The following is an 18276-nucleotide window of genomic DNA, read 5'->3' as shown; positions in this document are numbered from 1 at the left end:
GCTTGGTTTATTAGCGCTGATTTGTGGGGATCCCTCAGCGCCGCGGTGGGCTGAGGGATAACTTAGCGTAGCAAAATTACTTCGTGATTTGCGCGTGCATTTCCTGCACTGAAATCACCTTCTCGGTCGCGTCGGCGTTCATCGCCATCGCAGTGGCGAAGCCGCCGTTCAGCGTGGTGTCGTAATGCACTTTATACTGCAGCGCGCTGCGGCGGATGAGCTTGGAATCCTCAATCGCCTGGCGGCCCGCAGTGGTATTGATGATGTAGGTATATTCGCCGTTCTTGATGCGGTCCTGAATGTGCGGACGACCTTCATGCACCTTGTTCACCAGCCGCGGGTTGATGCCCGCTTCGCCCAGCACGATTGCCGTGCCGTGGGTGGCGTCCAGCTCAAAGCCCTGTTTCAGCAGCTTGGCGGCCAGGTCAACGACGCGCTCTTTGTCGCCTTCACGAACGGAGAGCAGCGCACGGCCAGGTTTACGCATGGTGGACTGGCTGCCTAGCATCGCCTTGGAGAAGGCTTCTGCGAAGGTGCGGCCCACGCCCATCACTTCACCGGTAGAGCGCATCTCTGGCCCTAACAGCGGGTCGACGCCCGGGAACTTGTTGAACGGCAGCACCACTTCTTTGACAGAGTAGTACGGCGGGATGATCTCTTTCGTCATGCCCTGCTCAACCAGCGTCTGGCCAACCATTACGCGCGCGGCAACTTTCGCCAGCGCCATACCAGTTGCCTTGGAGACGAACGGTACGGTACGGGCGGCGCGTGGGTTCACTTCAATCAGGTAAACCTCGTTGTCCTTCACCGCAAACTGCACGTTCATCAGGCCGCGAACCTGCAGCTCGAAAGCCAGTTTCTGCACCTGCTGGCGCATCACGTCCTGGATCTCTTTGCTCAGCGTATAGGCTGGCAGGGAACATGCGGAGTCGCCGGAGTGCACGCCCGCCTGCTCAATGTGCTCCATGATGCCGCCAATCAGCACGGTTTCGCCGTCGCAGATAGCGTCGACGTCTACTTCAACCGCGTCGTCCAGGAAGCGGTCCAGCAGCACCGGCGCATCGTTAGAGACGCTAACGGCGGTCTGGAAGTAACGACGCAGGTCGGCTTCGTCATAGACGATTTCCATCGCGCGGCCGCCCAGCACATAAGAAGGACGAACGACCAGCGGATACCCGATATGCGCCGCTTTCTCTACCGCCATTTCGATTGCGGTCACGGTAGCGTTGGCAGGCTGTTTCAGCTTCAGGCGGTCAACCGCGTGCTGGAAGCGCTCGCGGTCTTCGGCGCGGTCGATGGCGTCCGGGCTGGTGCCGATAATCGGCACGCCAGCGGCTTCCAGTTCACGAGCCAGTTTCAGCGGAGTCTGGCCGCCGTACTGCACGATAACGCCTTTTGGCTTTTCAACGCGGACGATTTCCAGCACGTCCTCCAGGGTTACCGGCTCGAAGTACAGGCGGTCGGAGGTGTCGTAGTCGGTAGAAACGGTTTCCGGGTTGCAGTTAACCATGATGGTCTCGTAACCATCTTCACGCAGCGCCAGCGAGGCGTGTACGCAGCAGTAGTCGAACTCGATGCCCTGACCGATACGGTTCGGCCCGCCGCCCAGCACCATAATCTTGTCGCGGTCGCTGTTCGGGTTGGCTTCGCACTCGTCTTCATAAGTGGAGTACATGTAGGCGGTATCGGTAGAAAACTCCGCCGCGCAGGTATCAACGCGCTTATAAACCGGGTGCAGATTATGCTGTTCACGCAGCTTGCGGATTTCAGACTCGCGCACGCCAGCCAGTTTAGCCAGGCGCGCATCGGCGAAGCCTTTACGCTTGAGCATACGCAGGAAGTCGTAGTCCAGGCCGGTGATCCCCAGCTCTTCCACTTTTTCTTCCAGGCGCACCAGCTCTTCAATCTGCACCAGGAACCAGCGGTCGATGTTGGTGAGGTTGAATACGCCGTCGACGGACAGGCCAGCACGGAAGGCGTCGGCCACGTACCAGATACGGTCAGCGCCCGCGTCTTTCAGCTCGCGGCGGATTTTGGTCAGCGCTTCCGGGTCATCCAGATTGACTTTCGGATCAAAACCCGTCGCGCCCACTTCCAGACCGCGCAGCGCTTTTTGCAGGGATTCCTGCTGCGTGCGGCCAATCGCCATCACTTCGCCCACGGATTTCATCTGCGTCGTCAGGCGGTCGTTCGCGCCAACAAACTTCTCGAAGTTGAAGCGAGGGATTTTGGTCACAACGTAGTCGATAGACGGCTCGAACGAGGCCGGGGTTTTGCCGCCGGTGATGTCGTTCATCAGCTCGTCGAGGGTGTAGCCCACCGCCAGCTTCGCCGCCACTTTCGCAATCGGGAAGCCGGTTGCTTTTGAGGCCAGCGCCGAGGAGCGGGAAACGCGCGGGTTCATTTCGATAACAATCAGACGGCCGTTTTTCGGGTTAACCGAGAACTGCACGTTTGAACCGCCGGTTTCTACGCCGATTTCACGCAGCACCGCCATCGAGGCGTTACGCATGATTTGGTATTCTTTGTCGGTCAGGGTCTGGGCCGGGGCCACGGTGATGGAGTCACCGGTGTGGATGCCCATCGGGTCGAAGTTTTCGATAGAGCAGACGATGATGCAGTTGTCGTTTTTATCGCGCACCACTTCCATCTCGTACTCTTTCCAGCCAATCAGCGACTCGTCAATCAGCAGCTCTTTGGTTGGGGAAAGATCCAGACCGCGCTCGCAAATCTCTTCAAACTCTTCGCGGTTGTAGGCGATACCGCCGCCGGTGCCGCCCATGGTGAACGAGGGGCGAATAATGCACGGATAGCCCACGTCGGCGGCAACCGCCAGCGCTTCTTCCATGGTGTGGGCAATGCCGGAGCGTGCGGTGTCGAGACCGATTTTTTTCATTGCCACGTCGAAGCGGCGGCGGTCTTCTGCTTTATCAATCGCATCGGCTGTGGCACCAATCATGGTGACGCCAAACTCGGCGAGCACGCCCTGACGTTCGAGCTCCAGCGCGCAGTTCAGCGCGGTCTGGCCGCCCATGGTTGGCAGCACCGCGTCCGGGCGCTCTTTTTCGATGATTTTGCGCACCACTTCCCAGTGGATAGGCTCAATGTAGGTCGCATCGGCCATTTCCGGGTCGGTCATGATGGTTGCCGGGTTGGAGTTCACCAGGATAACGCGGTAGCCCTCTTCACGCAGCGCTTTACACGCCTGGGCACCGGAGTAGTCGAACTCACACGCCTGGCCGATAACAATCGGGCCTGCACCAAGGATCAGGATGCTTTTTATATCTGTACGTTTTGGCATTTTTAAGGCTCCTGATTCTTACTTGCTGAAAAGAGTGGCTGTAGTGCGGTACTGCTTGATCAAGTCGATAAAGTGGTCGAACAGCGGCGCGGCATCGTGCGGCCCCGGGCTTGCTTCAGGGTGGCCCTGGAAGCTGAACGCTGGCTTATCGGTACGATGAATCCCCTGCAGGGTGCCGTCGAACAGCGACTTGTGGGTCACGCGCAGGTTCGCAGGCAGCGTTGCTTCGTCTACCGCAAAGCCGTGGTTCTGGGCGGTGATCATCACGCAATCGCGATCCAGATCTTTGACCGGGTGGTTGCCGCCATGGTGGCCGAACTTCATCTTCACGGTTTTCGCGCCGCTTGCCAGAGCCAGCAGCTGATGGCCTAAGCAGATGCCGAAGACCGGCACGTCGGTTTCCAGGAAGGCTTTAATGGCGCTGATGGCGTAATCGCATGGCGCCGGGTCACCGGGACCGTTGGAGAGGAAGATGCCGTCCGGGTTCATCTTCAGCACTTCCGCAGCGGAGGTCTGCGCCGGAACAATCGTCAGGCGGCAGCCGCGGTCCACCAGCATGCGCAGAATGTTGCGCTTCACGCCGTAGTCATAGGCCACCACGTGGAAAGGTAAATCTTCTTCTTTCGCTGCTTCCGGCAGGTCGCCCTCAAGCGTCCAGCTACCTTGCTGCCAGGCGTAGGCCTCTTTCGTTGTCACTTCTTTTGCGAGGTCCATGCCGTTCAGGCCAGGAAAAGCCTTTGCTTTCTCATGGGCCAGCGCCGCGTCAACGCTGTCGCCAGCAATGATGCAGCCGTTCTGAGCGCCTTTCTCACGGAGCAAACGGGTCAGCTTACGGGTATCGATATCGGCAATCGCCACGATGTTATGGCGTTTTAAATAAGAAGAGAGGTCTTCGGTATTGCGGTAGTTGCTGGCAATCAGCGGCAGGTCACGAATGACGAGGCCTTGCGCATGTACCTGGGAGGATTCTTCATCAGCGGCGTTGGTGCCGACGTTGCCGATATGGGGATAAGTAAGAGTGACGATTTGGCGGGAGTAGGAAGGATCAGTGAGGATTTCTTGATAACCGGTCAATGAGGTATTGAAAACGACTTCCCCAACGGCGGTACCTGATGCCCCAATGGCGCGACCGTGGAATTGGGTTCCGTCTTCCAGAACCAATATTGCTGACTTAATCAAAACGCCCTCCAGGGAATAAACAGTCAATTCATTTGCATATTAATTCAAAACGAATTCAGGAATCAATGCAAAACAGCCTGTCATTTGGATTTTTGACAAACGGCGGCATTCTAGGGACTGGCCAGGCAAAAGTCTACCATAAAGCGAACTTTTTCTGTCTATTTTGAGGCTCTGATTAAAAATATGCACATTGAGGGGTGAAATGATTAGCTAACTCAGGGTAAGTAAACGGTTGCGAGACAGAAAGAATAGAAATCCATCACCCAGGATTACAAAAAGTGGACCAGATGGTCAAAAATAACATTTACGTAACGCGTTTTGACAGTAAGACATTATGTTTTGCCTATCTGGACAAAAAAATCAATTAAACATGTAAAAATAAAAAGGGCAATAAATTATTGCCCTGTCAATCAAACAATTATGATTGTAATAACCACATCACGATGGGTAATTCTTGCTATAAACTATTGAGGTCCAGCACGTTTCGCATGTCATAGAGACCATTTTTCTTGCCATTCAACCATAAAGCGGAACGAACCGCGCCATTTGCAAAAGTCATCCGGCTTGAGGCCTTATGAGTAATTTCAATGCGCTCGCCGATATCTGCAAACATCGCCGTATGCTCACCCACAATGTCCCCGGCGCGTACGGTGGCGAAACCAATGGTTCCAGGCACTCGCTCACCGGTATAGCCTTCGCGGGAATAAACCGCGCACTCTTTAAGATCTTTGTCCATCGCCTGGGCAATGGCCTCCCCCATCGCCAGCGCGGTGCCGGACGGCGCATCCACTTTATGGCGGTGGTGGGCTTCAATAATTTCGATGTCGGTGTAGTCGCCCATGACCTTGGCCGCTTTCTCGAGCAGCTTGAGCATGACGTTCACGCCAACGCTGAAGTTGGCGGCAAAGACAACGGGGACGTCAGCGGCAGCTTCGTTAATTGCCTGCTTGCCCGCCTCGTCAAAACCGGTTGTACCGATGACCATCCCCTTGCCGTGCTGGCGGCAAAAGGCCAGATGGCTCAGCGTGCCTTCCGGGCGAGTGAAATCGATAAACACGTCAAAATCGTTGACCACGTTTTCAAGGCTATCGCTGACGGTCACACCTGTTTTCGCCACGCCGGCCAGCTCGCCCGCATCGCTGCCGACCAGGGAGGAGCCTTCGCGCTCAAGGGCTGCGCCAAGCTGTACGCCATCCAGCTGCAAAGCCGCCTGAATAAGTTGTCGTCCCATACGACCGCCCGCGCCCGCAATCGCGACGCGGATCTGTGCTTCGTCCATATTCACTCTCTTTAATTAATCTGCTTACAAAACGTTCTCAGGTTACCCAGCGCCGTGACGGGCCGCCAGCCGAAAACACCGATAATTAGAAATTTATGACAAACCGCCGCAGTTATCAGTAAAAGCCTTGATAGGCCCACTGAAATTAAGGATTACCGGAAACCACACGACTCGCGCACCACCAGCGTCGGCGGCAGGATAATGCGCTTTGGCGGTTCATCGTTGCCCTGGATGCGGCTGAACAGCAGCTCTCCCGCCTTGCGGCCTATCTCTTTGGCAGCCACCGAAACCGTGGTCAACGCAGGCTGTACAAGGGCTGCCTCGGTGATGTCGTCAAAGCCCACCAGCGCAAAATCCTTGCCCGGGGTGCGCCCCATTTTGCGTAAAGTCTGCATAACGCCCAGCGCCACAATGTCCTGATAGCAGACGGCGGCGGTGATCTCCGGGTAGCGGCTCAGCAGCGCTTCCGCCGCTCTTGCCCCGTCGCTCTGGCTGGCGGCGGCGGAGACCACCCAGTCGCTGGCTGGCTGTATACGATTTTCCAGCAGCTTGCTGCTGTAGCCGCCGATGCGCTGGGCGCGGCTGATGGAGTTTTCACTGCCGCCAATAAAGGCGATATGCCGGTGGCCCAGCCGTAACAGATGCTGCGTCGCCAGCTGCGTGCCCAGAAAGTTATCCGTGCCGACAAAATCAAAGCTCGCATCGTCCAGCGGACGCACCACCATAATCGCCGGAATATTGCGGCGCTTCAGCGTTTCGAAAAACAGCGGTGGGGTTTCGCGGGCGGCGCACAGCACCATACCGCAGGCGTTATTGCGCATTAAGGAGTCGACGAACTTCTGCTGGCGATCGCCTGACTCTTCGCTGTTGGCGAGAAACAGCAGCAGCTCGTGCCGCTCCATCTCCTGGCTCAGCCCCGCCGTCATCTCGCCGTAAAACGGGTTGGTGATGTCGTGCAGCAGCAGGCCAACCATATTACTGGTGCGGTTGCGCAGGTTAGCGGCGGTCTGGTTGTAGACATAGCCCAGCTCGTCCAGCGCCCGCATCACCCGCTGGCGCGTGGCGTCCGAAATGCGTCCCCGGTTGTGTAAAACCATAGAAACAGTGGCGGTAGAGACGGAGGCCCGCTGCGCCACCTGGGCCAGGGTTACGGTGCTCATGTTCGCTCCTCGATAGAACTCGTCAGAACAGATTAATCGAATAACCTGCGAAATGCATTTCTCCCTGTGAATAGCATCACAGATAACGGCATATCCCGCCGATAAATGCCGGAAATGGCGGGTTAATCGCGTTTACCAACGTGTCCGTACAAGGTTAATCGATTAATCTATAGCTATCGACATCAGGGAGCCATATATGAAGCACGCGACATACGATAAGTATCCCGAGGTACGGATCGCGGGATGGGAGGATCAGGCATGGTCCGGCTGGCAGGCTATCCAGCAGGCGCTGAAAACGCGGCTGGCGGAGGCGGTCAAAACCGTCGTGGTGATTGACTGTTATCCCGGGGTCCGGCTTGAAGAGCTGCGGGAACAGCTGATCGATAAGCTAAGCCCGGCGCTGCTCGTTAATGCCGAAGCAGCCCGCCTGAGCGAAAAGCATCTGCACGATCTTCTGGCGCAGAATCTGACGGACGATCGCGTGTTCGGCGTCCTCTCCTGCCACCAGCTCAATGAATTTTTCTGTCCAGACAGGCTGGACGCGCTCCGTCACGAAGTGGATCAGGCGCAGGGCCTGGTGGTGGTGTACGGCCCCGGCGCTGCGCTGGTGCATGGGGGCGATATTCTGGTGTACGCCGATTTAGCCCGCTGGGAAATCCAGCAGCGTTTCCGCACCGGCGAGCTGGGCAACTGGGGCGCCAGCAACGAAAGCGAAGATATTCTGCGCCGCTACAAGCGGGCCTTTTTCATCGAATGGCGCGTGTTTGACCGCCATAAAACTCCCCTCCTGAAACGTGCCGATTTCCTGCTGGACACCAACGCGGTTGACAGCCCTGCGATGGTAAGCGGTGAAGCGCTGCGTCACGGACTGCAGCAAACTACCCAGCGGCCGTTCCGCGTGGTGCCGTTCTTCGACCCCGGCGTGTGGGGCGGACAATGGATGAAAGACAAATTCGATCTCGATCCCGCAAAGCCAAACTACGCATGGTGTTTTGACTGTGTGCCCGAGGAGAACAGCCTGTTACTGCGTTTTGGTGATGTGCGGATCGAGATCCCCTCTCAGGATCTGGTATTGCTCTACCCTCGCCCGCTGCTGGGCGAAAAGGTTCACTCGCGCTTTGGGGCAGAATTCCCGATCCGCTTCGATTTCCTCGACACCGTGGGCGGCCAGAACCTCAGCTTCCAGGTGCACCCGCTGACCGAATACATCCAGCAGCACTTCGGCATGCACTACACCCAGGACGAAAGCTACTACATGCTTGAAGCCGAGCCGGGGGCGGAAGTTTATCTCGGCACCAGAACGGGTATCGATCCGCAGGAAATGCTCGACGATCTGGCGAGCGCCCAGCGCGGCGTGAAAGCGTTTGACGATGAGAAATTCGTTAACCGTTTCCCGGCGCGCAAACACGATCACTTCCTGATCCCGGCGGGCACCGTTCACTGTTCCGGTTCGGGGGCGATGGTGCTGGAGATCAGCGCCACGCCGTACATCTTCACCTTCAAACTGTGGGACTGGGGCCGCCTGGGGCTGGACGGCCTGCCGCGCCCGGTGCACCTGGAGCACGGCGCGCAGGTTATCGACTGGCAGCGGGATACGGCGTGGGTCACCGAGCATCTGGTCAACCATTTTGAACCCGTTGCCGACGGTGACGGCTGGCGGGAAGAGCGCACCGGGCTGCACGAGCGTGAGTTTATCGAGACGCGCCGCCACTGGTTCAGCAAGCCGGTCGTTCATCACACCCACGGCGGCGTAAACGTGCTTAATCTGGTGGAGGGTAGCGAAGCTCTGGTCGACAGCCCGACTGACGCCTTCGAGCCGTTCATCGTTCACTACGCAGAAACATTCATTATTCCCGCTGCGGTCGGCGAATACCGCATTTCACCTTACGGCAGCGCCGCAGGTCAGCAGCTTGCCACCATGAAAGCCTGGGTAAGAGGATAAAAACATGATCAATATCGTTCTGGCGACACACGGCCCGCTGGCCGACGCGCTGCTGACAAGCTCCCGCATGGTGTACGGCGAGCTGCCCCACGTTTTCCCGGTGGCCCTCAGCGAAACAAAAGGCATCAACAGCTTTAGCGGAGAGTTTACCGCCGTGCTCAAAGAGGCCAGCAAAGGGGCGGACGGGGTGATCGTACTGTGCGATCTACAAAGCGGCACGCCGTGGAACGTCGCCTGCCATCACGCTTTTAACCCGCAAACGCAGCCGCCCGTTGCGGTGCTCGCCGGGGTTAACTTCCCGATGCTGCTGCTCAGCGACGAGATAAAAGACCTTACCTGCCTGACAGAGGCAACCGGGCAGCTGCTGGCACAATCCCGCGACTCGCTGGTTGAGGCCCGCCTGGTCGAAACCGTGCAGTCCGATGATTTTTAAGGAGGAAAAATGAGCATTTCATTTGTGCGTATCGACGACCGGGTTATTCACGGCCAGCTTGTCACCCGCTGGGCGAAAGAGCTGCCGTGCGACGGGATTGTCGCCATCGACGACGCCGTGGCTGCCGATCCCCTGCTCTCGTCGGTCATGAAAGGGGCCGTTCAGGACATCAAGGTCTGGCTATTCGACACCCAGACGGCGATTGAGAAGCTGCCGAAGATTATCGCCAGTGAGAAGCGTTACTTCGTGATTGGCAAATCGCCGGTCACTCTGAAACGTATAGAAGAAGCGGGGATCAGCCTGCAAAACGGCAACCGCAAAATTAACGTCGGGCCGATGAGCGCCCGCGCGGGTACCACCACCATCGGGCCTAACCAGGCGGTGACCCAGCAAGAGGCGGCAGCGTTTGATTTTCTGTCGCAGCAGGACCATCAGATTGAATTTCGTCTGGTGCCGGACGCCAGCTGCTATAGCTGGCAGGACGCACGACAAAAAATCAACCAAGGGAACGCATAATGGCTTTTGAAGCTGCATTAATCGGCATTCTCTGTTACCTCGGCGCGCTGAGCAGCCCCTGGCTGCTGGGGCTTACCGGCGGCTGGTATCTGATTACCCGCCCACTGGTTTCAGGGATGCTGGTCGGGTTTATCCTCGGCGATGTCCAGACCGGGATTATCATCGGCGTCGCCGTGCAGGCGGTGTACATTGCGATGGTAACCCCGGGAGGATCGATGCCCGCCGATCTTAACTTTGTCGCCTTCCCGGCCATCGCGCTGGGGATCTTATCCAATAAGGGGCCGGAAGTTGCGGTTGCGCTGGCGGCAACCATTGGTATTGCGGGAACCGTGCTGTTCAACGCCATGATGGTGCTGAACTCCTGGTGGAACCACCGGGCGGACATCGCGCTGGAAAAAGGGGATGAGCGGGGCGTGTACCTTAACAGCGCCATCTGGCCGCAGTTCACCAACTTCCTGATGCGCTTTATTCCCACCTTTATCGCCGTCTACTTTGGCGCGCAATACATCAACGCCTTCATGGACAGCCTGCCGCACATCGTGCTGTCGACCATGAACGTGCTGGGCGGCATCCTGCCTGCGGTGGGTATCGCCATCCTGCTTAAGCAGATCATTAAAAACTACAGCATGCTGATTTACTTCCTGGTGGGCTTTATCTGCATTGTTTTCCTGAAGCTCAACATGGTGGCGCTGGTTATCGTCGGTAGCCTGCTGGCGCTGATCCACTACAACTACAAGCCGGAACCGCAGACCGCGACCGCGGTAAAACCGGCCGATGACGAGGATGAATTCTGATGGCAGAACGCAAACTTACCCGCCAGGATCTCAGGCGCTGCTGGCGCAGCTGGATGATGTACAACCTCTCTTCGATGAGTTTTGAGCGCCTTGAATCCTTCGGCTTTTGCCTGAGCATGCTGCCGGTGGCGAAGAAGCTCTACCCGGACGAGCAGGAGCGCAAAGAGATGCTCAAGCGCCACGCGTCGTTCTATAACACCGAGCCGCAGCTCGGGGCGATTGTGAACGGCATGGTGCTGGGGCTGGAGGAGAAGCGCGCCAACGGGGAGCCTATCGACGGTGAAACCATTAACACCCTGAAGGTGGGCCTGATGGGGCCGGTCGCCGGGATTGGTGATTCGATGATCCCCGGCATGTTAATCCCCATTCTGCTCAGCATCGGCATGGCGCTGGCGGCGGGCGGCAATATCCTCGGGCCACTGTTTTACTGCGTGGCGTGGCTGGCGATTATCATCCCCGGCTCGTGGTTCCTGTTCTTAAAGGGCTACCGCATGGGGTCAACGTCCGTTGAGATGCTGGTCAGCAGCAAATCAACCCGCCTGCGCGAGGCGCTTTCGCTGCTCGGCGTCTTCGTCATGGGTGGCGTGGCGGCAAGCTACGTGAAGCTGGGCACCGGGTTGGAGTTCATCACCAAAGACGGCGTGAACATTCACCTGCAGCAGATGCTCGACGGCATTTTCCCGAACCTGCTGCCGCTCATCGTGGTCATTGGCACCTGGTATCTGATGGCGAAGCGCGGAGTTTCACCGGTCAAGGCAATGCTTTTGCTACTGGTGCTGGCAGCGGCTGGCGTGGCTGTAGGATTGTTTGCGGGTTGATTAACTCAGTATTTCCTCCTCACCCTGAGAGGGCTGTTTCTTATACAGATCTTTAAAACAGTTACTGGCGAGATCGAGAAGGTTCCGTTCACTTTGCGTCAGGTGGTATATGTTGCTGCCGAACCGGTGAACGACCCATCTCCAGTATCGCTGTAGGTTTCAAAGCGATGAATTATCTGATGTGATTTTTAACTTAAAGCGACACCCTGTTCCCGGCTTAAATCGCTCCGGTTTTTGCCCTTCAGGCGGGGTCACGTTGTCGGGAACGAATCGCGAACGACCCCGCATGTTGGGTAAAAACCGGAGTTTACCGCTTCAGCGGCGATTTATTTGCCGGGCGCCGGGGTCGCCAGGGGATTGGCGTAAATCCCCTGGCACGTTCACCGTTCGCAGCGGTAGCAGAGATAGCCAGACGTACGGGGAACGGAAAACCAGCAGGTTAACAGATCCCACCCTGACGCATGACCGGGGAGAGTTGTGACTAAGAGCCATCCCTGAAAGGGAGAAAATCAAGGATGAAAATTCATCCACTTCTGCGCGGCCATTCCCGGCTTCGAGATAAACTGGAAACGTGCCGGCTCCTCAATAAACTGCTGATAAAGCGGTTCGTCGGTGATGCCAAACTCGCTGTAAATCCTCGGTGACGTCACCTGTAGCCGCCCCGGCATATAGTTCCGGTTATGCTGCCAGGCGATGTGCTCATCCTGCAACAAAGGATACCAGGCCAGCCCTTTATAGGCCCTAACCGCTTCGTATTCAAAGCCGTACTCCCTGTCGCACAAGGCGCCGAACGTCAGCGGTTCATCCGGCGAAGCTGAAATGGTGGCGTGCGCCCAGCCCGGCGGAACCAGCACCTTCTCCCCCGGCCCTGCGCAGACGGCGAAGCAGCGGCCCGGATCGTCCGCCACGAACTCCTGCATATAGATAATCCCTTTGCCCTGCCAGATCTCATACAGCTCCGGCGGCGACCAGCCGCTGTGCCCGCTGATGCGGTGAATATGTCCCTGACTGCGAATCGGCTCGTCCCCCAGCCTCCCGCTGGCGTAGGTCACCACGCCGAACAGCAGCATCCGCTTCTTTAATTCCTCGCGATCTTTCAGGCGGGCCACGTCCATCACAATCGCGTACACATCCTCGGGGCCGTCGCACATCGGATCCCGCAGAGAAGCCCGGATCTGATCCAGCGTGCGGATCTCCGGCACCGGGCCGATCACCTCTTCGCCGTAGCTGAAGCCCATCGGCGAGTGGTGAATCGTCATATCCAGACCAAAACTGCGCGCTGATTCAGCCATTTTGCACCTCCTTCGCCTGGATTTTTCCTTCATGCCCGGTCACGCGCAGCGCGAAGCCACCGGCCAGAGAAAGATAATCGTGCCCGGCAATTGTCGGCCAGACGGCAAGTGCGGAGAGAATTTCAGTACCGGTATTGATGAGACGGTGTGCGGTATTTCCAGGAATGATATGGACGGATCCGGGTGAGACCTGCTCCAGCCTCGCCTCGCCCCGCTCGTTTTGCAGCAGCAGCAGGCCGCTGCCGCGAATGCCGAAATAGACCTCCCCCTGCTCACGCCGCTGATGGAAATGTCCGCGAGTCATGTAGAACTCATCGCCTATCAGGCCAGGATGCAGGTGCGTCATACCGACGTACAGCTCGCCTTCGCCCTGCGGCGAGTCCAGCATTTCAACTTCATAGACTGGCGTATCGGCGGGAATAGCCTGCCAGGCGTTAAGATCGTGGAAGACGCCGCTTAGATCGCCGCAGCGGGTTACTTTTTTAATAACGTTACCGCCCGAGAACTGGCCAGTAAGAAACGCCACGCCCGGAGGCATGCTGATAGATGTACTCATTTACTTTCTCCGGCCCAAGGAGAACTGCATAGCCAGTATAAACGGTTAATCGATTAACCGAAGCCTTCAAGCCGGAGAAAGTCGAGCTACCTCGCATTATTTAAGGTGCCAGCGCCAGCACCTCTGCCACCCAGGCCTGGAATCCCGCAACGTCCAGCCCTAACGCAACCCGGGCGTTGGGCTCGCGCGCAAACCGACCCTCAAGATCCACAACCGTGGTGCCCGCCGTGTATTCGCCATGGGTTTCAACCGCCACAAAGCAGTTCTGCACGCGGAACAATTCTGGTTTTACCAGGAACGCAATCGCGCAGAGATCGTGCATGCGCAGGCCGGTCGCCATGCTGCCGCTACGGTAGTGGCTAAACAGCGCGTGGAGCATCCTGCCGGTTTTATTCAGGCCGGGAAGCTGCTGCAAATATTCAGGGCTAAGCAGCGCCGTATTGGTCACGTCCAGCCCGCACATTACGATATCCAGCCCGCTTTCAAATACCCGCGCGGCGGCTTCGGGATCGATGGCGATATTAAATTCCGCGTTCGGCGTGAAGTTACCGCGCCCGGCGGATCCGCCCATCATCACCAGGCGTTTGATCTTGTCTTTGCAGTCCGGGTACTGCGTGAGCAGCAGAGCGATATTGGTCAGCGGCCCGATAGTGACCAGCGTGACGGGCTCATCACTGGCCTTCAGGCTCTGATAAATAGCTTCAAAAGCAGGCATAGCCAGCGGCCTACGCGCATGCTCCACGAACGCATACCCTTGCATGCCCGACTCACCGTGAACGTAAGCGGCATCCCGCAGTTTACGCACCAGCGGCGTTGCCGCCCCTTTTGCCACAGGGATGTCGCTCTGCCAGAACTCCATTAGCGCCAATGCGTTACGCGTGGTTTTCTCTACCGAAACGTTACCCGCAACGGTCGTCATCAGCGTTAAATCGAGCTGCGGGGCAAACAGCGCCGCGGCAATAGCAACGGCGTCGTCAATACCGGGGTCGGTATCCAGGATGATGGGCATTCTTTCCATAAGTCGCTCTCTCTTTTAAGCTTATTAGGCACATACGCCGCTCTTAGCTTACTATGTAGCTCGTTTCTGTATTTAGTCCTGGCCGGGAAATTACGATGAAAGTCACGCAGGCAAGTATTTCTGAATCCGTTACGCAGCACCTTGCGCGCCGCATCATGCATGGCGATCTCGCGCCGGGGCTTTCGCTGCCGGGCGAAAACGAGCTGGCTCAGGAATATGACGTTTCCCGGACGTCGGTGCGCAACGCCCTGCAGGTGCTGGCGGCAAAGGGCCTGATCTCCATTCAGGCGAAAAAGCGCAGCACGGTTAACGGCCGGGAACAGTGGAGCCTACTGGATATAGACGTGCTGGGCTGGCTCTCCGAGGGCGAAGTCGATCTGCAGGTAGTCGAACAGCTGATGGTCACCCGTCTGATTTTCGAGCCTAACGTCGCCACGCTTGCGGCGCTAAACGCCAACGGCCACGACCTTGCCGCAATGGAAGATGCGCTGCACCTGATGCGCCAGGGCCAGCTTGAAGCGGAGCGCGAGCTGTTTGAAAAAGGCGATTTGGCTTTCCACCAGGCGTTACTGCGCGCCACGCATAATCCTTTCCTGCTCGCCCTCGGCAACGCCCTGTCTGCCGCAATGGAGCTCTCCTTCCGGCAAACGATTGAGAAAGACGTGCGCCAGACGAAAACCGCCATCGATGAACACTTCCGTCTGTTCGACGCCATCCGCCTCAGGCAGGTAGATCAGGCTCGCCAGCAGATGCGCAGCATCGTGCTTAACGCCGCGAAGAAGCGCATCTGGCACGATCGTCCGGAAATGTTCGACCACATCATCTGATCCCCTTCTGACGTAATTTCGATCGTCCTCACAGATCCTGAGTGTTTTTTGCTCTAGCATTCTTGTATTACAAGAATGCTAGGTTTGTATTACTTGACATGAAAAGACACTGGATCGCTATCGACTGGGGCACCACGAACTTCCGCGCATTTTTAATGCAGGACGAGGTTCAGGTTGCCCACATAAATCAGGCCTGCGGGCTGCTGTCCGTAAGGCTGGGGGAGTTTGCCGGCACGCTGCAATGTCTTATTCAGCCGTGGCTTGAGGCCTGTCCTGCCGTGCCGATCGTGCTGGCGGGGATGGTTGGCTCGCAGCAAGGCTGGTTTGAGGTTTCCTACGCCCCGCTTCCCGCCACGGCGCGCAGCCTTATTGAGGGAACGCGAAGAATCGACACCTCATGGGGCAGCCCGGCGTGGATAGTGCCCGGTGTCAGCGGCACCAGCCAGTTTGGCCAGCCAGACGTGATGCGCGGCGAAGAAGTGCAGCTTTTAGGCCTGAGCGTTTTGCATCCGGCGGAGCAGCACTTTGCGCTGTTGCCGGGTACGCACAGCAAGCACGCGCAGATGATCAACGGTGAGATAGCCGCCTTCTCCACGTTTATGAGCGGCGAGCTGTTCGCACTGCTCAGCAAGCATTCAATCCTCGGACGCGCCCTGCCGCAGCAGAAGGAAGATGAAAATGCCTTTTTGCTCGGCGTCTCGACAGCCCTGCACGGTGCGCCCTTCAGCCATTTAATTTTCTCTGCCCGCACCCGCCGCCTTGCCGGCGAGATAGCGGACGCGCACGCCCACAGCTACCTTTCCGGCCTGCTTATCGGCTACGAGCTGCTGGCTTTACCCGGCGCGCAGCGTGCCTGGCTGGTTGGCAGCCCTTCGCTCACCGCCCGCTATCAGTTGGCGGCAGGCCATATCGGTTTAGATCTTGTCCCCGTTAACGGAGATGACTGCTTTATTCGCGGCCTGTGCCACCTCTATTCCCTTCTTCAGGAAAACGCATCATGAACCCGACATCGTTTCTTCAGCGCTGGCAGCAGGAGCCTCTGCCGCTGGTGGCTATTTTGCGCGGCATCACGCCAGACATGGCCGCAGAGGCGGCGGAAGCTCTGCTCGATTGCGGCTTCCGCTATCTTGAAGTGCCGCTCAATAGCCCGTCCCCCTACGAATCAATCAGCCTGATGCGCGAAGCCGCAGGCGATCGTGGCTACGTGGGAGCGGGAACCGTGCTGAGCGTGGAGCAGGTGGATCGGGTTGCCGATTGCGGCGGGCAGCTGATCATCTCCCCGAATTGTGATCCCGACGTGATCGCCCATTCAGTAAGGCGCGCAATGGTCAGCCTGCCGGGCGTGATGACGCCAAGCGAGGCCTTCAGCGCAATCAGCGCCGGGGCCAGCGCGCTGAAGCTCTTCCCGGCGGAGCAGATCACCCCGGCAATCACTAAAGCCTTCCGCGCGGTTATCCCGGCAGAAGTCGCTCTCCTGCCGGTAGGCGGCATCCAGCCCGATGCGGCCCAGATGCGCAGCTACATTCAAGCCGGTGCCAACGGCTTTGGCCTTGGCGGCGGCCTGTACCAGGCAGGCATGGACATCGACACGCTAAGGGACCGGGCTCTCGCATACCAGCAGGCCTGGCGTAAGTGCGCGAAGCAAAATCATCGCTATCTGGCCCAGGCGGCTACCGCACATAGCTCGAAGCAATAACCCTACAGACCCGGGCCGACGAGGCTCGGGCAATTTACACCTCTGGAGAAAGACTATGAACGAGACGCTGGACAGCAAATCATCGGCCAAAGCCGCTGAGTCGCGGGTTTACAGTAAGATCACGCGACGCCTGATTCCCTTTTTAATCCTCTGCTACTTCTTCGCCTATCTGGATCGCGTAAACGTCGGCTTCGCCAAGCTGCACATGCAGGATGCGCTGAGATTCAGCGACACTGTCTACGGGCTGGGGGCCGGGATTTTCTTTATCGGCTACTTCCTGTTTGAGATGCCGAGTAACCTGCTGATGCAGCGCTTCGGCCCCCGCTTCTGGATAGCCAGAATTATGGCAACCTGGGCGGTGCTCTCCGCAGGCATGATGTTTGTCACCACGCCAACGCAGTTCTACGTCGTGCGCTTCCTGCTCGGCGTGGCAGAAGCGGGCTTCTTCCCCGGCATCGTGTTTTACCTCACGCTGTGGTTCCCGTCATGGCGTTCGGCCCGCACGCTCGGGCTGTTTATCCTCGTCACCCCGCTTTCCACCATCATCGGCAGCCCGCTTTCGGGCCTGATCCTCAAGCTGTTTGAGGACGTCGGCGGCCTGCATAACTGGCAGTGGCTGTTCCTGGTGGAAGCCGTTCCGTCGTTCCTGCTGGCCTTCGTGGTGCTGCGCTACCTGGATAACGACGTGAAATCCGCCAAATGGCTGAGCGACGAAGAGAAGCAGATTGTCTTTGACGACCTGCGCAAAGATGCCGTCAACCGCGAACGGGCCAACCGGGGCAAGGTGGACAGCAGCCTGAAGGGCATGCTCGCTAACGGCTACGTCTGGCTGCTGGCGCTGGTGTTTTTCAGCTTCAATATCGGCTATTACGGCATCAACTTCTGGCTGCCGTCGATTATCAAAAGCTCCGGCGTGAACGACGATTTCTACATCGGCCTGCTCGCCGCCCTGCCCTACCTCTTTGGCGCGGCCTTTATGGTGTGGAACAGCCGCCACTCCGACCTGAAGCAGGAGCGCCGCTGGCATATCGCCATTCCGGCACTGATTGGCTGCGTGGGCCTTGCCTTAAGCGCCTATTGCAGCAGCTCCACCTTCTGGATGATGGCGTGGATCTGCGTCGCAATGTCCGGCACCCTGGCGCTGATCCCTACCTATATTAGCCTGCCCGGCGCTCTGCTTTCCGGCACGGCCGCCGCAGCCGGGATTGCCTTCGTTAATTCCGTGGGCAACCTGGCGGGCTTCTTTGGCCCAACGGTGCTGGGCTGGCTGAAAGATGCCACCGGCCGCACCGACCTTGGCCTGTACATTCTGGCGGGCTTCCTGCTGCTCTGCGCCCCGCTGATTCTGGCCCTGCCGGCCCGTCTCGCAAACCCGAAAAAAGTTATCGCTGTCCCTGAACAGAACACCGCGCAGCCTGACGCTGCACACCCTGACAATGCGGCTCTTCGCCGCTAAGAAAAGAGA

The 18276-nt window shown here is 58.0% G+C and carries 16 protein-coding genes; 9 read left to right on the top strand and 7 right to left on the bottom strand.

The window, feature by feature from the left end:
- Nucleotides 1–76 precede the first annotated feature (76 nt).
- The 4 genes from carB to ACA108_03305 all read right to left on the bottom strand — a co-directional run bounded on the left by carB (nt 77) and on the right by ACA108_03305 (nt 6919).
- A complete protein-coding gene (gene carB, locus ACA108_03320) occupies nt 77–3301 on the bottom strand; it encodes a carbamoyl-phosphate synthase large subunit (protein XEX96588.1) in 3225 nt (1074 codons plus the stop codon).
- An 18-nt stretch (nt 3302–3319) separates the two neighbouring features.
- Complete coding sequence (gene carA / locus ACA108_03315; GenBank protein XEX96587.1) at nt 3320–4480, bottom strand: glutamine-hydrolyzing carbamoyl-phosphate synthase small subunit; 1161 nt, start codon at nt 4478–4480, stop codon at nt 3320–3322.
- 457 nt (nt 4481–4937) lie between these two features.
- The gene (dapB, locus tag ACA108_03310) at nt 4938–5759 is read right to left on the bottom strand and encodes a 4-hydroxy-tetrahydrodipicolinate reductase (GenBank protein XEX96586.1); all 822 of its coding nucleotides are present in this window, start codon (nt 5757–5759) and stop codon (nt 4938–4940) included.
- 152 nt (nt 5760–5911) lie between these two features.
- The gene (locus ACA108_03305) at nt 5912–6919 is read right to left on the bottom strand and encodes a LacI family DNA-binding transcriptional regulator (GenBank protein ID XEX96585.1); all 1008 of its coding nucleotides are present in this window, start codon (nt 6917–6919) and stop codon (nt 5912–5914) included.
- Nucleotides 6920–7115: 196 nt separating this feature from the next.
- Between ACA108_03305 and ACA108_03300 the strand changes: the two genes are divergently transcribed.
- The 5 genes from ACA108_03300 to ACA108_03280 are packed head-to-tail and all read left to right on the top strand — an operon-like array spanning nt 7116 to nt 11422.
- Complete coding sequence (locus ACA108_03300; protein ID XEX96584.1) at nt 7116–8861, top strand: class I mannose-6-phosphate isomerase; 1746 nt, start codon at nt 7116–7118, stop codon at nt 8859–8861.
- Between the two features lie 4 nt (nt 8862–8865).
- Nucleotides 8866–9294 carry a PTS sugar transporter subunit IIA gene (locus ACA108_03295; GenBank protein ID XEX96583.1) on the top strand — a complete coding sequence of 143 codons (429 nt, stop codon included), beginning with the start codon at nt 8866–8868 and terminating at the stop codon, nt 9292–9294.
- A 9-nt stretch (nt 9295–9303) separates the two neighbouring features.
- Entirely contained in the window at nt 9304–9810 is a 507-nt protein-coding gene (locus tag ACA108_03290; protein ID XEX96582.1) for a PTS system mannose/fructose/N-acetylgalactosamine-transporter subunit IIB, read from the top strand.
- A complete protein-coding gene (locus tag ACA108_03285) occupies nt 9810–10604 on the top strand; it encodes a PTS mannose/fructose/sorbose/N-acetylgalactosamine transporter subunit IIC (GenBank protein ID XEX96581.1) in 795 nt (264 codons plus the stop codon). The genes ACA108_03290 and ACA108_03285 overlap by 1 nt, the downstream gene beginning before the upstream one ends.
- A complete protein-coding gene (locus tag ACA108_03280; protein ID XEX96580.1) occupies nt 10604–11422 on the top strand; it encodes a PTS system mannose/fructose/sorbose family transporter subunit IID in 819 nt (272 codons plus the stop codon). Before ACA108_03285 ends, ACA108_03280 begins: the two co-directional genes overlap by 1 nt.
- 509 nt (nt 11423–11931) lie before the next feature.
- Here ACA108_03280 and ACA108_03275 read toward each other — a convergent pair.
- From ACA108_03275 to rihC, 3 genes are all read right to left on the bottom strand, one after another.
- Nucleotides 11932–12714, bottom strand: a complete 783-nt coding sequence (locus tag ACA108_03275; protein XEX96579.1) for a glucose-6-phosphate isomerase family protein — start codon at nt 12712–12714, stop codon at nt 11932–11934.
- Nucleotides 12707–13270, bottom strand: coding sequence for a glucose-6-phosphate isomerase family protein (locus ACA108_03270; protein ID XEX96578.1), 564 nt, complete (start codon nt 13268–13270; stop codon nt 12707–12709). The genes ACA108_03275 and ACA108_03270 overlap by 8 nt, the downstream gene beginning before the upstream one ends.
- A 100-nt stretch (nt 13271–13370) precedes the next feature.
- Nucleotides 13371–14288 (bottom strand): ribonucleoside hydrolase RihC, encoded by a 918-nt coding sequence (gene rihC / locus ACA108_03265; protein ID XEX96577.1) that lies wholly within the window; start codon nt 14286–14288, stop codon nt 13371–13373.
- Nucleotides 14289–14383: 95 nt separating this feature from the next.
- Here rihC and ACA108_03260 point away from each other — a divergent pair, with 95 nt between their 5' ends.
- From ACA108_03260 to ACA108_03245, 4 genes are all read left to right on the top strand, one after another.
- Nucleotides 14384–15115 (top strand): FadR/GntR family transcriptional regulator, encoded by a 732-nt coding sequence (locus tag ACA108_03260; protein XEX96576.1) that lies wholly within the window; start codon nt 14384–14386, stop codon nt 15113–15115.
- A 98-nt stretch (nt 15116–15213) separates the two neighbouring features.
- Nucleotides 15214–16116: a 2-dehydro-3-deoxygalactonokinase gene (locus ACA108_03255; GenBank protein ID XEX96575.1), complete on the top strand. Its 903-nt coding sequence runs from the start codon at nt 15214–15216 to the stop codon at nt 16114–16116.
- Nucleotides 16113–16811 (top strand): 2-dehydro-3-deoxy-6-phosphogalactonate aldolase, encoded by a 699-nt coding sequence (locus ACA108_03250; protein ID XEX96574.1) that lies wholly within the window; start codon nt 16113–16115, stop codon nt 16809–16811. Before ACA108_03255 ends, ACA108_03250 begins: the two co-directional genes overlap by 4 nt.
- A gap of 55 nt (nt 16812–16866) precedes the next feature.
- On the top strand, nt 16867–18267 hold the full coding sequence (locus ACA108_03245; protein XEX96573.1) for an MFS transporter: 1401 nt from the start codon (nt 16867–16869) through the stop codon (nt 18265–18267).
- Nucleotides 18268–18276 lie beyond the last annotated feature (9 nt).

Source organism: Dryocola sp. LX212, assembly GCA_041504365.1.
In the GTDB taxonomy this organism is placed as follows: Bacteria; Pseudomonadota; Gammaproteobacteria; order Enterobacterales; family Enterobacteriaceae; genus Dryocola.
The sequence above is the reverse complement of the archived record's forward strand: the minus strand, read 5'-3'. Positions and strand labels throughout refer to the sequence as shown.

Excerpts from the sequence above, each read along its gene's own strand:
- ACA108_03290 (XEX96582.1), top strand. The coding sequence starts at position 9,304 with ATGAGCATTTCATTTGTGCGTATCGACGACCGGGTTATTCACGGCCAG.
- ACA108_03280 (XEX96580.1), top strand. The coding sequence starts at position 10,604 with ATGGCAGAACGCAAACTTACCCGCCAGGATCTCAGGCGCTGCTGGCGC.
- ACA108_03275 (XEX96579.1), bottom strand. The coding sequence starts at position 12,714 with ATGGCTGAATCAGCGCGCAGTTTTGGTCTGGATATGACGATTCACCAC.
- carB (XEX96588.1), bottom strand. The coding sequence starts at position 3,301 with ATGCCAAAACGTACAGATATAAAAAGCATCCTGATCCTTGGTGCAGGC.
- ACA108_03295 (XEX96583.1), top strand. The coding sequence starts at position 8,866 with ATGATCAATATCGTTCTGGCGACACACGGCCCGCTGGCCGACGCGCTG.
- ACA108_03250 (XEX96574.1), top strand. The coding sequence starts at position 16,113 with ATGAACCCGACATCGTTTCTTCAGCGCTGGCAGCAGGAGCCTCTGCCG.
- ACA108_03270 (XEX96578.1), bottom strand. The coding sequence starts at position 13,270 with ATGAGTACATCTATCAGCATGCCTCCGGGCGTGGCGTTTCTTACTGGC.
- ACA108_03300 (XEX96584.1), top strand. The coding sequence starts at position 7,116 with ATGAAGCACGCGACATACGATAAGTATCCCGAGGTACGGATCGCGGGA.
- rihC (XEX96577.1), bottom strand. The coding sequence starts at position 14,288 with ATGGAAAGAATGCCCATCATCCTGGATACCGACCCCGGTATTGACGAC.
- ACA108_03245 (XEX96573.1), top strand. The coding sequence starts at position 16,867 with ATGAACGAGACGCTGGACAGCAAATCATCGGCCAAAGCCGCTGAGTCG.
- ACA108_03305 (XEX96585.1), bottom strand. The coding sequence starts at position 6,919 with ATGAGCACCGTAACCCTGGCCCAGGTGGCGCAGCGGGCCTCCGTCTCT.
- dapB (XEX96586.1), bottom strand. The coding sequence starts at position 5,759 with ATGGACGAAGCACAGATCCGCGTCGCGATTGCGGGCGCGGGCGGTCGT.
- ACA108_03260 (XEX96576.1), top strand. The coding sequence starts at position 14,384 with ATGAAAGTCACGCAGGCAAGTATTTCTGAATCCGTTACGCAGCACCTT.
- ACA108_03255 (XEX96575.1), top strand. The coding sequence starts at position 15,214 with ATGAAAAGACACTGGATCGCTATCGACTGGGGCACCACGAACTTCCGC.
- ACA108_03285 (XEX96581.1), top strand. The coding sequence starts at position 9,810 with ATGGCTTTTGAAGCTGCATTAATCGGCATTCTCTGTTACCTCGGCGCG.